Raw genomic sequence first — 13,553 nt, forward strand, 5'->3', positions numbered from 1 at the left:
ACATCTAGGGTCGTGCCGAAAAAGAGCCCCAGCGAGGGAGTCACCGGGGCTCAAGGGGATACAGGGGACAATCTGCACCTGCACGATGGCAGGGCACACGCGACGGTCCGCGGATTAACGCAGCTGCTCAAGGCTCGATGGCGAGGCACTTTCTACCCGCCAGGCTGCACAGCGAATAACCGTTACGCCTAACTTCGGCCCGCACCCTTCTAGAGCTGCCACCGAGTATCCCTTCACGCGCAGGGACAGTGGCGATCTGCTGCCAGGGGGCGCCTTGCAGGTGTGGAGGGATGATGTGTCTTTGCCCCCTGGGCACGACAAGCAGCGTGGGCGGATCGCCTGGCTGACCTCGAAATACGAGCACGTCTAGTTGCATTTGAAGCCCCCGCCTCGTTGACGCTACCAGCACGCGCTTCCCTGCACGCGCACCGCGGTGCCTGAGCTGCTCGACCTGCAATGCTCAGTCTGCTGAACTGCTTGGATAGCCACTAACGCCCTTGAGCAAGGCGATCAGTTGCCCCTGCTGATTGGTCCCGGTCTTTCTAAAGATCTGCGCCAGATGAGTGCGCACGGTCGAAAGTGAAACACGGCGCTGAGATGCGACTTCGTTGAGCGTCAGCCCCGATGACAAGTCGGTTGCCACACCAGCTTCGGCGGCCGACAGATCAAATAGCCCTCGCAGGACCGCGTTGGACGGCACATTGCCTGTCACTGAATACCCCGTGACTGCAACCATTGCCGCGCCGCTATCGAATATGTCGCTGGCCGAGCGTTGCAGGGGAATGACATGGATCACCAGTGCTGACCCCGTGTGCTGGCGCCTCATTGGGAACGACCGCACCTCTGGATGGACGTGATCAAACGGGCCAGGCAGGGCTGCTTGCAGCAATCGGTCGGTCTGGCGGTCCTTAGCAACGAGGCGGCCGAACGCGGCGGCTCGCAACACATCGCCAAGCTCCTCAAACAGCGCATTGGACGCCAGGACGACGCCCGAAGACGTAACCACGCTGGCCGGAATGCCTAGAGCGTTCATGCCTATGACATTGGTCTGAGCTCGCTCGAGCTTCAGCCGCGTCGCCAGGAAGCTCGCCCGTGCCAGGTGGGGGCGGAAGCTGTCAAGTAGAGCGATTTCTTCCGCACTGAAGTCAGCCAAGCCGCTGCGGCGCTCGAAGGTAAACAGCGCCATTTCGCCGTCGGGCATGTCGACCACGCTTCCAACCTGCCAGTCAGCGCCAATCTTGATCAAATGGGGGTCGCCATTGCGTTCGTCATCGTACAAAAAAGGGGTACGCTCAAGGAAGCCGGCATGATTAAGGTTGCGCAGACGTTGTACGGGACGGTTGTCGTACCAGAGCGGGCTAGAGGCGAACTCTGCCACAGTATCCACAATGTTGGGCGTCGCCGCGAACAGTGGTGGCAGGCTTTTATCGATCAGCAACAGCGCGCCTGAATGGGCACCGCTGACACTGGCAATTTCGCCTAATACCTCGGACCACAGTTCGGGCACGAAGGCCGCCTCGTAGATTTTATCGATCACGCGTACGGGTCCCCCCTCAGGCAAGCGCATGCCGTCTACTGGCACCATCATTCTTCGCCATTCTCCTGTGCGTAACCAACCTCAAGCGATGAGATGCTGCGGCAGAGTGACCGGACAGAACTGGGGGCGCATCATCCATATAGATGAGATTTTGGCACCGCGGTGCCTGGGCTGCTCGACCTGCAATGCTCAGTCTGCTGAACTGCTTGGATAGCCACTAACGCCCTTGAGCAAGGCGATCAGTTGCCCCTGCTGATTGGTCCCGGTCTTTCTAAAGATCTGCGCCAGATGAGTGCGCACGGTCGAAAGTGAAACACGGCGCTGAGATGCGACTTCGTTGAGCGTCAGCCCCGATGATAAGTCGGTTGCCACACCAGCTTCGGCGGCCGACAGATCAAATAGCCCTCGCAGGACCGAGTTGGACGGCACATTGCCTGTCACTGAATACCCCGTGACTGCAACCATTGCCGCGCCGCTATCGAATATGTCGCTGGCCGAGCGTTGCAGGGGAATGACATGGATCACCAGTGCTGACCCCGTGTGCTGGCGCCTCATTGGGAACGACCGCACCTCTGGATGGACGTGATCAAACGGGCCAGGCAGGGCTGCTTGCAGCAATCGGTCGGTCTGGCGGTCCTTAGCAACGAGGCGGCCGAACGCGGCGGGTCGCAACACATCGCCAAGCTCCTCAAACAGCGCATTGGACGCCAGGACGACGCCCGAAGACGTAACCACGCTGGCCGGAATGCCTAGAGCGTTCATGCCTATGACATTGGTCTGAGCTCGCTCGAGCTTCAGCCGCGTCGCCAGGAAGCTCGCCCGTGCCAGGTGGGGGCGGAAGCTGTCAAGTAGAGCGATTTCTTCCGCACTGAAGTCAGCCAAGCCGCTGCGGCGCTCGAAGGTAAACAGCGCCATTTCGCCGTCCGGCATGTCGACCACGCTTCCAACCTGCCAGTCAGCGCCAATCTTGATCATGTTGGTGTGGTGAGGGTTGTCGCCATTGCGTTCGTCATCGTGCCAAAAATGGGCACGCTCAAGGAAGCCGGCATGATTAAGGCTGCGCAGACGTTGTGCGGGACGGTTGTCGTACCAGAGCGGGTTAGAGGCGAACTCTGCCACAGTATCCACAATGTTGGGCGTCGCCGCGAACAGTGGTGGCAGCTTTTTATCGATCAGCAACAGCGCGCCTGAATGGGCACCGCTGACACTGGCAATTTCGCCTAACACCTTGGACCACAGTTCGGGCACGAAGGCCGCTTCGTAGATTTTATCGATCACGCGCACGGGTCCTACCCCTCAAAGCAAGCGCAGGGCCGTCACTGGCACCACCATTCTTCGCCATTCTCCTGTTCGTAGCCAACCTCAAGCGATGAGATGCTGCGGCAGAGTGACCGGACAGAACTGGGGGCGCATCATCCATATAGATGAGATTTTGGCACCGCGGTGCCTGGGCTGCTCGACCTGCAATGCTCAGTCTGCTGAACTGCTTGGATAGCCACTAACGCCCTTGAGCAAGGCGATCAGTTGCCCCTGCTGATTGGTCCCGGTCTTTCTAAAGATCTGCGCCAGATGAGTGCGCACGGTCGAAAGTGAAACACGGCGCTGAGATGCGACTTCGTTGAGCGGCAGCCCCGATGACAAGTCGGTTGCCACACCAGCTTCGGCGGCCGACAGATCAAATAGCCCTCGCAGGACCGCGTTGGACGGCACATTGCCTGTCACTGAATACCCCGTGACTGCAACCATTGCCGCGCCGCTATCGAATATGTCGCTGGCCGAGCGTTGCAGGGGAATGACATGGATCACCAGTGCTGACCCCGTGTGCTGGTGCCTCATTGGGAACGACCGCACCTCTGGATGGACGTGATCAAACGGGCCAGGCAGGGCTGCTTGCAGCAATCGGTCGGTCTGGCGGTCCCTAGCAACGAGGCGGCCGAACGCGGCGGGTCGGACCGACACCCGGAGAAAGGTATTCCCAGATCGCGGCAAATGGAAGATCCGTGACTGGACAGCCACGGAAGCCGCAGCGCTGTCGACCGGTTACACCACGGTTGGCATGAGCGACGAGCGTGGCGCGGAAGTTCTCGGTCGTGCCGTGGACGTGTATCTGAACGATGCTACGTTCTGGCGGGGCGTACCTGAGGCCGTGTGGAATTACCACATCGGCGGCTATCAAATCCTCAAAAAATGGCTGTCCTACCGCGAAGAAACAATCTTGGGCCGGCCATTGGTGAAAGACGAAGCGCGTGAATTCACAGCGATGGTGAGGAGGATTAGCGCCATCGTCCTGATGACTGACGTGTTGGATTCCAACTACATGGCGGTCCGCGACGCTTCTATCGCACTGTCCACCGCCAATCCGGTGTCTGTGCCTCAGATTGAAGATCCTCAGGCGACCGGCGCTGAGAGCGCGCCAATATAAATCGGCGAACAACCAGACGCCAGCGCTCAAGCAACAGCGGGCGGCATTACATCACTTGCCATCTTCCTCGCCGGTACGGACACTGAGATTTCGCGGGCTGGCTTGTACCCAGCATTAATCTTGCGTGGCCCCAGATTATCGAGTTAAGAATGGTTTACGATGTACTGATTGGCCCGTGAGCTGTCAGTGCTTCGCCGCGCTGTCCCGAACGTTCCCTGTTCGAAGGCCCGCGCGCAACGCGGCAGGGTGATGTTCCCCCCGATGCACTCAGAATGCCGGACCAGTCGGCGCGGTCTTACAGGATCGCTTGTATCACGGCAGTTGTGCTGAGAAGTTAGAGACCGCTGTCCATGCTTCCGATTTATAAGCTGTCGGTCCGCTAACGGCCCCTACCCTGCTCTTCGGAACGCGAACCCCGCTTAGCGGCAATGGGGTGGAGAGCAGCCCTCCCGCCATCGCGCACTTCGGCAACTCGTCTTCTGAGGCATTGGCTTTAAGTGGCTGTTGTGGCTTGGCCCAACAAGCAGTCCGTCCTCGTCGCCTACGACAGTGGATGCCTTCTCTTTCTCTGAAGCCCGGCGGACAACAGCGTGTCCCTTTGCTACCGGATCCGGCAAGGTGCCAGCTCGAAGGCGGAAAGCACGCTACTGATAGTGATTACTCACAACCGGCCGAGCTCAAAGTTTGTAGCGGGTCAGCCAAACGCCGCAGGCGATCATGCCGGCGGAAACGAAACGCCAGGCACCGTAGCCCTCCTTCAGCACGAATGTCGAAATCAGGGCTGCGAACAGCACGCTCGTTTCCCGAAGCGCCGACACCGCGCCGATGGGCGCCAGTGCCATTGCCCATATGATCATCCAATAGGATACGACCTGCATGCTGCCCGCCAGCATTGAGGACTTCCACTGGTGTTTCAGGACTGCCGTGATTTCCCTGGATTTCCGGGGCCAGGCAATCGGGAAGGTCAGCAATCCATCGCCGATGGTAAGCCAGACCGCGAAGCCCATCACCGAACCTACTTGCCGGGCCCCAAGGCCGTCCACCAGGGTGTAGGACGCAATGCAGAGCCCGGTGAGCAAGGCCAGGGAACCGCCCGGCGGTCCGGGGTCGAGCCATCGTTGCGATCGAGGGAAAGGGCCATCACCCCCGCCGAGAGAAAAGCACGCCGAACAGGGCAGGTGTGGCGAGAGCTTCTCCGGCAAATACCGCGGCACCCAGCGTGACCAAAAGCGGAGCCGAGCCGCGCGAGATCGGGTACACCTTCCCCAAGTCCCCATGCTGATAGGCAAAGGGGAGCGCAAAATGATAGGCGGCGTGGAGTACGATCGCCAGGCCCAACAAAGGCCAGCTCGCCGGGTCGGGAAGGGCGACGAACGGAACGACCAGTGCAGAGACGAGTGCCCCCATGAGGGTGACCGTGGCCATCGAAGCGATCTTGTCGCCGCTGACCTTGATCAGCGCATTCCAGCCGGCGTTGAGGGCGGCTGCGAAGATCACGACGAGGGCGATTTCCGTGCTCATGAGAATATATGTACATGGCCGACGGGCGTGTCACTCCTTGAGCGCGGACCTAGACCAGCAACCCCAGCCTTGAAAGCGTCAGTCGTGATTGACGGCAGAGTGCTTCATTCTTGCCACCCCGATAGTAACTCAGGGCAATAACCGCGCCATATAGGGCCCAGCCCTGCGACCGCAGCCAATCGCTCTCATCAAGATTGAGCCTGTTCCGGAACACGTCACGAGCCGAAGGGTCGACCCAGAACCATGCTGTCGCATAGTCGGCGGCAGGATCGCCCACGGCGGATAGTCCCCAATCGATCACGCCCCGCAAAACACCATCTCGGACGATCAGGTTGTCAGCCTTCAGATCACCGTGTAGCCAAACTGCCTTTCCCAGTAACTCTGCGGTGCAGGCCTCGTCCCAAAGAGCATGGGCGCGACGAGCCGCTATCTCGTCGGCAACGATGTCAATTGCTGGCCGGATAGCCTCGGTCAGCTCGCCAAGCACGATCCCCCGCCTGCTGTTACGCTCGCCAGCCGGTGGCGCGCCGTTGGTGTCCTTCAAGTGCAGTGCCTGGAGGAAATCGGCCAGGCTGGTAGCCGCCCCCTGCCAGTCAGCCACACAATCGGGGGACGCCACCTCACCTTCCATCCAGTTGAAGTTGCCGAAGTCGAAACCACGTTCTGACCAGCCGCGAAATTGCAGCACCGGCACTTCGAGGGGTAAGCCTTGAAGATGCGGAAGCCAGTCAAGTTCCTTTGAAAGAATGGCCACCGCAGAAGGTCGCCGCGGCAACCTGATCGCCAGGTTGTCGCCAAGCCGGAAGATGGCGTTGTCCGTTCCGGACGAGGCGATGCGGCGAACCGGCAGGTTCGCCCATTGGGGCGCCTGTGCTCTGAGCAAGCCACACACAAATGCATCGTCAATGGAGATTTCGTCGGGATGTGGTGTCATTCGCCCCCTCTTGACGCTCACCCCAAGGACCCTACCGATGAGCACGCCAGGACAAGCTAACGCAACTGCAAAACCGGGTCACCGAATTGCTACTGAGGCTGGCGCGCCTGACCGGCCCGTAGGATCGTGTAACGGGCTTGCTTCCTCAATGGACTGCGTCACTTAGGGGGAACGGACGCGAGTCAATCTTGGGCGGTGGACAGACCAGGTTTAGGTCCATTTACGCCGGTTCTTGTAGGAATGCTTCCGCATGAAACACCACAGTGCGCGATAGCTGCCATTCGACCCCCATCAGTAAGGACCCACATTGGGTTAGTTCCTGCCTTCGTGGAAAGCTGCAAGTACTGGCCGTTGACGAACATGGCCGCATTCTGTAACGGTGGTCATACCACGGTATGGACAAAACTCGCGGCGATGTCGATTACGAGAGAAGCGCCTGAGCAGACCAGCGGCTATGATCGCATTGTGGGCTTTTTGCGGGAGCAACTGCTCTCCGGGGAGCTCAAGACCGGCGACATTCTTTTGCCCGAGCGGGAGCTCGCGGTGCGGCTTGGTGTCAGTCGTCCGGTGCTGCGCGAGGCATTGCGCGCGCTCGCTATGATTGGGGCCGTGGAGATCCGGCACGGCGTCGGCACGGTGGTCAGAAAGCCCGACGTGTCCACGCTGGGCGATTTCTTCACCTTCGCCCTGGCCCAGCAGGCCGATGTCATCGATGACATCATGGAGGCGCGCGTCGCCATAGAGCATCACGCCATTCGCCTGGCCTGTGATCGCGCGACTCAGAACGATCTCGATCGCATTGCGCAGTGCCTGACGCAGATCGTGGAAACCATCAACGATCCCGAGGCCGGTGGGCAGGCGGACTTCGATTTCCACGAGGCCATTGTCCGGGCCGCGCGCTCGCCCACCCTGACCAGTCTTTATACATCCATCGCGACGCTGATGCGGCGCTCGCATCTGGATCGCCGCAAGCAGATTACTTCGGTGGATGGGTTCGAGAGCTTCCTCGTTGATCATCACCGTCTGATCTACGAGGCAATCGTTCAGCGCGACCCTGCCAAGGCCGACGATTTGCTCCGTCGCCATTTTCAAATCGGCGGCGAGTTCCGTCGCCGCGCCGCAGACGCGCAGATCTCCGCGCTGCCGTCTTTTAACCGACCTGTCTAAGGGGCACCGAGTGCATATTATTATTGGTAGTGACCACGCTGGCTTTCGTCTCAAGCAAGAGCTTCTCCCCGAGCTCAACAAGTCGGGTATCGAGATCGAAGACGTCGGCAGCTTTGATCCTGACCCCGTCGATTTTCCCGATATTGCCTGGGCGGTTTGCCAGAAGGTGCGCTCCACGCCGGGTAGCCGTGGCCTTCTGGTGTGCGGCACCGGTGTTGGCGCCGTGATCGCAGCCAACAAGATCAAGGGAATCCGTGCCGCGGTCTGCCATGATGCCCATTCGGCCCACCAGTCGGTCGAGCACGACGATGTCAACGTCATGTGCCTGGGCGCCCAGATCGTCGGCCCCTGGTTGGCGATCGATCTGATCAACGCCTTCCTTGCGGCAGAATTTGTCACCGACCCCGATTTCGTGCGTCGCGTCGACAAGCTTGCGGCACTCGAACAGACCGAGTGAGCGCTTAACCACGCGCACCAGGCGGTGCACGGCACAGAGGCTGGTTTGCCAATGCGCGCCAGACCCCGGCTGGCGCCGCCTGATCAGCCCAGGAATTCTAATGTCGATCAACTTTCTCCCGATCTTTGCAAGCTGGCAGATGCTGCTCGACGGTGCCTGGCTGACAGTGCAATTGGCTGTGGCGACCACGATCACCGGTTTTCTCATTGGAACGCTGTGCGCCATTGCGCGCCGGTCGAGCTACAAAGCAGCGGCTACCATCGCAGCCATCTATGTTGAGGCCATCCGCAACACGCCCTTCGTGGTGCAGATTTTCCTCGTTTATTTCGGGCTGTCGACTCTCGGCTTCAAGTTCTCCGCAGTCACCGTCGCCATCGTGGCCCTGACGATCAATGTTGGCGCCTACACCGCCGAGATCATGCGCGCCGGCTTTGAATCCATCCACAAGGGTCAGTGGGAAGCTGCCGAAACGCTGGGGCTCAACAAGGCACAGCAATATTGGCATGTCGCGCTGCGCCCCGCGATGGAGCGGGTTTATCCCTCGCTCTCGAGCCAGTTCATTCTGCTGATGCTGGCTTCATCGGTGACCTCCCAGATTTCGGCCGAGGAGCTGACTGCGGCCGCCAATTTCATCCAGTCCGAGACCTATCGGCCCTTTGAAGCCTATGTGACCATCGCAGTGATCTATGTCGCGCTCTCGCTCGTAATGCGCGTCGCCTTCCTCTTCGTCGGCAAAGCCCTGTTCCCGCGCCAGCGCCGGCTTGGCACCCATCTTTAGGAGGAAGATCCGCATGACGTCCTCTTTCAATCCTGGCCACTTCAAGTTTCTGCTCGATGGCGCGTTCTGGACCCTGGTCCTGTCGCTGATGGCGTTTGTCGGCGGGGGGCTGATCGGGTTTGCCGTAGCGCTGGCCCGCATCTCGCCGCTCAAGACGGTCAGATACCTGGCCACCGGCTATGTGCAGCTGGTTCAGGGCACGCCGCTGCTGGTGATCATGTTCGTCACCTATTTCGGCCTGCCCCAGCTCGGCATTTCGGTGGCGCCCATGGTGGCAGCCGGCTTGTCGATGACCATCTATGTTAGCGCCTATCTTGGCGAAATCTGGCGCGGCTCGATCCAGTCCGTTCCCAAGGCGCAGTGGGAAGCCGCGGAGTGCCTGGCACTCAACCGGACCGAACGCATGTTCAAGGTTATCCTGCCACAAGCCGTGCGCATCGCCATTCCACCGACGGTCGGCTTTTCCGTGCAGATCGTCAAGAACACCTCCCTGGCCTATGTGGTTGGCTTTGTTGAGCTCACCCGCGCCGGCCAGTTGATCAACAACTCCATTTTCCAGCCGCTGCCCGTCTATCTGAGTGTGGCAGCACTCTATTTCTGCCTGTGCTTCCCGATTTCGGCGCTGAGCCGCCGATTGGAAAAGCGCCTGGCCTAAACAATCTGGCGTCGGCCGAGAGGTCGCAAAAGCCATGGAGGCAAACATGCCGATCGTCATTCTGGACGATGTGAAGAAAAGTTTCGGCTCGGTGGACGTCCTGCGTGGCGTTTCTTTTGCGGTCGAGAAGGGGCAGGTCCTTGCGCTGATTGGCGCCAGCGGCTCGGGCAAGAGCACGGCCTTGCGCTGCATTGACCGGCTCGAGACCATCGATTCGGGCCGCATCGAGGTGTGCGGGCACCGTTTGGAAAACCCCAAGCTCAGCCTGCGCGACCTGCGCCTCGACGTTGGGATCGTCTTTCAGAGCTACAACCTCTTCCCGCATTTGACCATCGAGCAGAACATCATGCTTGGGCCCACCACGGTCAAGAAGCTCAAAAAGGCCGATGCCCGCGAGATCGCTCGCGACGTGCTCACCAAGGTCGGCCTCGAGCATAAGGCCAATGACTTTCCCGAACAGCTCTCAGGGGGGCAGCAGCAGCGTGCCGCCATCGCCCGCTCCCTGGCCATGCAACCGCAGGTCATGTTGTTCGACGAAGTCACCTCCGCGCTCGACCCAAAATTGACCGGTGAGGTGCTGCGCGTGATCGAAAGCCTCGCCGACAGTGGCATGACCATGATCATGGTCACCCACGAGATGAACTTCGCCCGCAAGATCGCGGACAAGGTGGTGTTCATGCACCAGGGCCTTGTTCACGAGCAAGGCGACGCGTCGATCCTGTCCAAGCCCGAAACCGCTGCGCTCCAGGACTTCGTCTCCAACGAGCTTTGAGTGCGGCGTCAACAACTACCAGGAGGAAAACTATGTTGAATTTGAAGACCTTTACTGTCTCGGCCATGATGGTCGGCGCGTTTTTGGCCGGCGCCATGCCCGCGCATGCCGACTTGCTCGAGGACATCATGGCGGCGGGCAATATCCGCATTTCGACCGATCTGGCCATGGTCCCATCGGGCATGCTCGACGGCGCGATGACCCCGATCGGCTCGGACGTGGAGACCGCCCAGCTGCTCGCCGCCGACTGGGGGCTCGAGCTGGAGATCATCTCCACCACCGGCGCCACGCGCATCCCCAATCTGCAGACTAACAAGGCCGATATCGTGATTTCGACCTTGTCGGTGACCGATCAGCGCAAGGAAGTCATCGACTTCTCGCGGCCATATGCGGCCGTGATCTCGGTTGTCGGCGCGCCTGCCGCAACCGAAATCACCGACTGGGAAGATCTGCGTGGCACCCCCATCAGCGTCGTGCGCGGCACCACCCAAGACAGTGAGCTGACGGCGATGGCCGGGGAAAAGGGCATCGAGGTCGTTCGCTACGAAGACGACGCCACGCTTGTGACCGCAGCGATCAGCGGCCAGGCTGCCGCTGTGGCGACCTCAGCGACCGTGGTCAACCAGATCAAGCAACGCAATACCGAGCTCTCCTTTGAGCCAAAGGTGACGATCCGTACCCTCGACGTGGCGATTGGCGTACGCAAGGGCGAAGAGGCGCTCGTGGCCAAGCTCAACGAGTGGATTTCCGCCAACATGGCCAATGGCAAGCTCAACGAAATCTACCTCAAGTACCACGGCTCTCCGCTGCCTGAAGAACTCCAGCAGTAGAAGACGCAGTTGCGGTGGCATCCCATTGCCACCGCAACTGCAGCAAAGATTGGTACACAACCCAGCCAGCACGAACTGAAACGCTCTGGGCTTCCATCCGCATCGTTGGACTTTTTTCCGTAGCCCGATAATTACGGAGGCCGGTGTGCTGGGCGGCCAGATGGAGCACCTGGCAGTCGCCGAACCGGCATTCGACCAGATCCTCGTCTGTCCTGGCCCGATTGGGAAGGCAGCTATAGAAGATGGCGAGCCACCACAGGGTGGGACAGACAGTGCTAGCGTATTCGCGCGCCCCGTACGCAAGTGACAATCAGAACGAAGCTTGCTCCGGCCCTAAAGAGCCCAAGAGTTCAGAAACCCCGCGGCAGAAGCGCCCCATTTCAGCCATTTTGGATACCTTTTCCATTTCCTGAAAGCGGTCGTCCGGCCACATCGTGGCAACGTCACAACGGTGGTGGGAAGCTGCGGTAGGCGGCAAAAGCAATGCTTCCAGCTCTCTGAACAACTCGCTCGCGTACTGCGGTGAGATTGTGCGCCCAAAAATGTCGGTCAAACGCATCATGAGTGAGGACGGCACCAGGATGCCCGCCGACTCAGCATCACCTCGCGCGCATTCGGCCTAACCATCCACCTCAGCACGCCAAACGGTCACTTCGCAGCCGCCAACCCGGCAACGTAGGCGTTCTCCTGCTTCGCCACCATATCGGCAGTGATCCGGGGCTGCGGCGTCTTGCCGAACCGGTTCTCGACGAAGCGGATGTTGGCATCGTTCACGCCGTAGACTTATTTAACCGCGCTCTCGACCGTGTTCTTGTTGACCTCGGCCGCAAGCACCCTCGGCGCTGATGCCCAGAGGCCGTTGATGACGTCCGGATCATGGCTGGCGACGAATAGCCGCCTAGGTCCGATCGGCAGCGCTAGGTGCCCGCCCTTCTGCGCCAGCCCGTTAGTGCGGATCACAGGCCGGTCCGACGTCAGGAGCGGGTAGAAATGCGGTGGGAAAGTGTATATCCGCCAGATCATGCTGTTGATCCTCTCCCCGACGGCCGGGTGATCGACTAGGGAAAAGAAGATCTCAAACAGGTGCTGCTCGACCTCAACCTCGGGATGAACGTCGGCATGTCGATGTCGGGGCCGTCGCATGACTTTATCCTGGGCCGAATGTTTGAGTTCATCACCAGCGATGCCTTCGACGACATCGCCAAGGAAGACCCTTCCGGCGTGCCGCGAGACATCGCGGACTGGATCACCGACGACGAACTGCTCAAGGTCTATGCCGAGATGAAATACCGGGCATCGAACTGCGGGCTTCTTTCATGACGGACTACGAATACGACCTTGCCTTTAGCTTCACTTTTCAGGACGAAGGCGTCGCCACCCAGCTGAACGACCTGCTGGCGCCGAAGATGAAAACCTTCATCTATTACGATCGCCAGAAGGAACTTGCCGGCACAGACGGGCAGGAAACCTTCAGCGCCGTCTATGGCGCCAAGGCGCGCTGCGTTGCCATCCTCTACCGGCCGGAATGGGGCACCACGCGCTGGACCCGCGTCGAGATGGACGCGATCAAGCACCGCTACCTGAACGACGGGTGGAATTTCGCGACGTTCATCGCCACGGTCGACAACCCGGTCATGCCACCATGGTTGCCACAGCAGCGGCTCTACGCCAGCTTGCCGCGGTTCGGCGTCGCTTCTGCCGCGGCCGTCCTCGAGGCCCGGGTGACGGAGCAAGGCGGGCAGCCCAATGAGGAGTCAGTCATCGATCGGGCGGCCCGGTTCAAGCGCGAGCAGGAATTCCGTGACGAGGCGGGGCAGTTTCAGAGAAGCGAGCGAGGAGTGCAGGCTGCCAGGGTAGCGTTCGCCGAGTTCTCGGAGGCGCTGGAGGCCGCCGTGGCAGCCTTGAAACCGTCGATCCCCCAGATCGCTTTCCAGGAGTCGCAAGGCTACCGGATCGTCCAGGGACTCTATCCGACGAACATGATCGCGAACTTCCGCACTCGCTACGCGAACGCCCTCGACGAAGCCAATATGGAAATCAAGCTCTACAAGGGCTTTCCCGACATTCCCGGCTATCGAGGCTCGATCAGCCAGGCCAGCACGCTTAGAAGCATGAAGCTGCAGTATCGGCTCGTCGGGCCCGGTAGGATGGCCTACGTCACGGCTGACGCCAAGGCCCTGGAATTCTCCCCGACGCAGCTCGCCGAGGTGGCGTTAAAGTTCTACATGGACGTGGCAGAAAAGCAGAAGGCCTAGAGGCCGTAGCCGGTTCTTAATGGGCGAAGCCGAAACATTTGTCCGCTTTGGACCCGACTCAGCCACCGTCCCATTTGGACGTCGAACGCCCGCTCTGGATAGACGACCACTAAGCTGTCGGTCCGGAGGCAGCCCAAACTCGTCACCGGCCACTTAGGTGGCCAGTGTCTGCTTTTGACCGCTTCGAATAAAAGCGGACAGACTGCTGTCGGCCCCGCTTTAGAC

Annotated in this window: 18 protein-coding genes; 9 read left to right on the forward strand and 9 right to left on the reverse strand. The window is 60.2% G+C overall.

The annotated features are described in order from the left end of the window. Positions 1 to 460: 460 nt before the first annotated feature. From ELX51_RS09445 to ELX51_RS09455, 3 genes are all read right to left on the reverse strand, one after another. Complete coding sequence (locus ELX51_RS09445) at positions 461 to 1,537, reverse strand: helix-turn-helix transcriptional regulator (protein ID WP_164854820.1); 1,077 nt, start codon at positions 1,535 to 1,537, stop codon at positions 461 to 463. 189 nt (positions 1,538 to 1,726) lie between these two features. Further along, a complete protein-coding gene (locus ELX51_RS09450) occupies positions 1,727 to 2,815 on the reverse strand; it encodes a helix-turn-helix transcriptional regulator (RefSeq protein ID WP_127753278.1) in 1,089 nt (362 codons plus the stop codon). Between the two features lie 192 nt (positions 2,816 to 3,007). Then, on the reverse strand, positions 3,008 to 3,373 hold the full coding sequence (locus ELX51_RS09455) for a LuxR C-terminal-related transcriptional regulator (protein ID WP_127753279.1): 366 nt from the start codon (positions 3,371 to 3,373) through the stop codon (positions 3,008 to 3,010). Between the two features lie 220 nt (positions 3,374 to 3,593). Here ELX51_RS09455 and ELX51_RS09460 point away from each other — a divergent pair, with 220 nt between their 5' ends. Next, positions 3,594 to 3,959 (forward strand): type ISP restriction/modification enzyme, encoded by a 366-nt coding sequence (locus ELX51_RS09460; protein ID WP_127753280.1) that lies wholly within the window; start codon positions 3,594 to 3,596, stop codon positions 3,957 to 3,959. A gap of 677 nt (positions 3,960 to 4,636) precedes the next feature. Here the strand turns inward: ELX51_RS09460 and ELX51_RS20140 are convergent. The 3 genes from ELX51_RS20140 to ELX51_RS09470 form a co-directional block, all read right to left on the reverse strand. Further along, the gene (locus ELX51_RS20140) at positions 4,637 to 5,038 is read right to left on the reverse strand and encodes an EamA family transporter (protein WP_206524717.1); all 402 of its coding nucleotides are present in this window, start codon (positions 5,036 to 5,038) and stop codon (positions 4,637 to 4,639) included. 61 nt (positions 5,039 to 5,099) lie between these two features. Beyond that, entirely contained in the window at positions 5,100 to 5,480 is a 381-nt protein-coding gene (locus tag ELX51_RS20145; protein ID WP_206524718.1) for a hypothetical protein, read from the reverse strand. A 49-nt stretch (positions 5,481 to 5,529) separates the two neighbouring features. Further along, the gene (locus tag ELX51_RS09470; RefSeq protein ID WP_127753281.1) at positions 5,530 to 6,414 is read right to left on the reverse strand and encodes an aminoglycoside phosphotransferase family protein; all 885 of its coding nucleotides are present in this window, start codon (positions 6,412 to 6,414) and stop codon (positions 5,530 to 5,532) included. A 414-nt stretch (positions 6,415 to 6,828) separates the two neighbouring features. On the opposite strand from ELX51_RS09470, the gene ELX51_RS09475 reads away from it, so the two are divergent. From ELX51_RS09475 to ELX51_RS09500, 6 genes are all read left to right on the forward strand, one after another. Next, entirely contained in the window at positions 6,829 to 7,581 is a 753-nt protein-coding gene (locus ELX51_RS09475; RefSeq protein ID WP_127755233.1) for a FadR/GntR family transcriptional regulator, read from the forward strand. Positions 7,582 to 7,591: 10 nt separating this feature from the next. Next, the gene (gene rpiB, locus ELX51_RS09480; RefSeq protein ID WP_127753282.1) at positions 7,592 to 8,038 is read left to right on the forward strand and encodes a ribose 5-phosphate isomerase B; all 447 of its coding nucleotides are present in this window, start codon (positions 7,592 to 7,594) and stop codon (positions 8,036 to 8,038) included. A gap of 100 nt (positions 8,039 to 8,138) precedes the next feature. Beyond that, complete coding sequence (locus tag ELX51_RS09485) at positions 8,139 to 8,816, forward strand: amino acid ABC transporter permease (protein WP_127753283.1); 678 nt, start codon at positions 8,139 to 8,141, stop codon at positions 8,814 to 8,816. A 13-nt stretch (positions 8,817 to 8,829) separates the two neighbouring features. Continuing rightward, positions 8,830 to 9,471 carry an amino acid ABC transporter permease gene (locus ELX51_RS09490; RefSeq protein WP_127753284.1) on the forward strand — a complete coding sequence of 214 codons (642 nt, stop codon included), beginning with the start codon at positions 8,830 to 8,832 and terminating at the stop codon, positions 9,469 to 9,471. Between the two features lie 46 nt (positions 9,472 to 9,517). Next, positions 9,518 to 10,243, forward strand: a complete 726-nt coding sequence (locus ELX51_RS09495) for an amino acid ABC transporter ATP-binding protein (RefSeq protein ID WP_127753285.1) — start codon at positions 9,518 to 9,520, stop codon at positions 10,241 to 10,243. A 32-nt stretch (positions 10,244 to 10,275) separates the two neighbouring features. Then, complete coding sequence (locus ELX51_RS09500; protein ID WP_127753286.1) at positions 10,276 to 11,073, forward strand: transporter substrate-binding domain-containing protein; 798 nt, start codon at positions 10,276 to 10,278, stop codon at positions 11,071 to 11,073. Between the two features lie 310 nt (positions 11,074 to 11,383). Here ELX51_RS09500 and ELX51_RS09505 read toward each other — a convergent pair whose 3' ends face one another. The 3 genes from ELX51_RS09505 to ELX51_RS09510 all read right to left on the reverse strand — a co-directional run bounded on the left by ELX51_RS09505 (position 11,384) and on the right by ELX51_RS09510 (position 12,216). Continuing rightward, entirely contained in the window at positions 11,384 to 11,635 is a 252-nt protein-coding gene (locus ELX51_RS09505) for a hypothetical protein (RefSeq protein ID WP_127753287.1), read from the reverse strand. A gap of 86 nt (positions 11,636 to 11,721) precedes the next feature. After that, positions 11,722 to 11,847 (reverse strand): hypothetical protein, encoded by a 126-nt coding sequence (locus tag ELX51_RS20405; protein WP_282567576.1) that lies wholly within the window; start codon positions 11,845 to 11,847, stop codon positions 11,722 to 11,724. 9 nt (positions 11,848 to 11,856) lie between these two features. Then, positions 11,857 to 12,216: a DUF4238 domain-containing protein gene (locus tag ELX51_RS09510; RefSeq protein WP_282567577.1), complete on the reverse strand. Its 360-nt coding sequence runs from the start codon at positions 12,214 to 12,216 to the stop codon at positions 11,857 to 11,859. On the opposite strand from ELX51_RS09510, the gene ELX51_RS09515 reads away from it, so the two are divergent. Together ELX51_RS09515 and ELX51_RS09520 are read left to right on the forward strand one after the other, a co-directional pair. Next, on the forward strand, positions 12,157 to 12,393 hold the full coding sequence (locus ELX51_RS09515; protein ID WP_127753289.1) for a hypothetical protein: 237 nt from the start codon (positions 12,157 to 12,159) through the stop codon (positions 12,391 to 12,393). The genes ELX51_RS09510 and ELX51_RS09515 overlap by 60 nt on opposite strands. Continuing rightward, the gene (locus ELX51_RS09520; protein WP_127753290.1) at positions 12,390 to 13,328 is read left to right on the forward strand and encodes a hypothetical protein; all 939 of its coding nucleotides are present in this window, start codon (positions 12,390 to 12,392) and stop codon (positions 13,326 to 13,328) included. The genes ELX51_RS09515 and ELX51_RS09520 overlap by 4 nt, the downstream gene beginning before the upstream one ends. Positions 13,329 to 13,553 lie beyond the last annotated feature (225 nt).

It is taken from the genome of Devosia sp. 1566, assembly GCF_004005995.1.
Lineage (GTDB): Bacteria > Pseudomonadota > Alphaproteobacteria > Rhizobiales > Devosiaceae > Devosia.

Excerpts from the sequence above, each read along its gene's own strand:
- ELX51_RS09455 (WP_127753279.1), bottom strand. The coding sequence starts at position 3,373 with ATGAGGCACCAGCACACGGGGTCAGCACTGGTGATCCATGTCATTCCC.
- ELX51_RS09460 (WP_127753280.1), top strand. The coding sequence starts at position 3,594 with ATGAGCGACGAGCGTGGCGCGGAAGTTCTCGGTCGTGCCGTGGACGTG.
- ELX51_RS20145 (WP_206524718.1), bottom strand. The coding sequence starts at position 5,480 with ATGAGCACGGAAATCGCCCTCGTCGTGATCTTCGCAGCCGCCCTCAAC.
- ELX51_RS09470 (WP_127753281.1), bottom strand. The coding sequence starts at position 6,414 with ATGACACCACATCCCGACGAAATCTCCATTGACGATGCATTTGTGTGT.
- ELX51_RS09475 (WP_127755233.1), top strand. The coding sequence starts at position 6,829 with ATGTCGATTACGAGAGAAGCGCCTGAGCAGACCAGCGGCTATGATCGC.
- ELX51_RS09485 (WP_127753283.1), top strand. The coding sequence starts at position 8,139 with ATGTCGATCAACTTTCTCCCGATCTTTGCAAGCTGGCAGATGCTGCTC.
- ELX51_RS09490 (WP_127753284.1), top strand. The coding sequence starts at position 8,830 with ATGACGTCCTCTTTCAATCCTGGCCACTTCAAGTTTCTGCTCGATGGC.
- ELX51_RS09495 (WP_127753285.1), top strand. The coding sequence starts at position 9,518 with ATGCCGATCGTCATTCTGGACGATGTGAAGAAAAGTTTCGGCTCGGTG.
- ELX51_RS09500 (WP_127753286.1), top strand. The coding sequence starts at position 10,276 with ATGTTGAATTTGAAGACCTTTACTGTCTCGGCCATGATGGTCGGCGCG.
- ELX51_RS09505 (WP_127753287.1), bottom strand. The coding sequence starts at position 11,635 with ATGATGCGTTTGACCGACATTTTTGGGCGCACAATCTCACCGCAGTAC.
- ELX51_RS09510 (WP_282567577.1), bottom strand. The coding sequence starts at position 12,216 with ATGCGACGGCCCCGACATCGACATGCCGACGTTCATCCCGAGGTTGAG.
- ELX51_RS09520 (WP_127753290.1), top strand. The coding sequence starts at position 12,390 with ATGACGGACTACGAATACGACCTTGCCTTTAGCTTCACTTTTCAGGAC.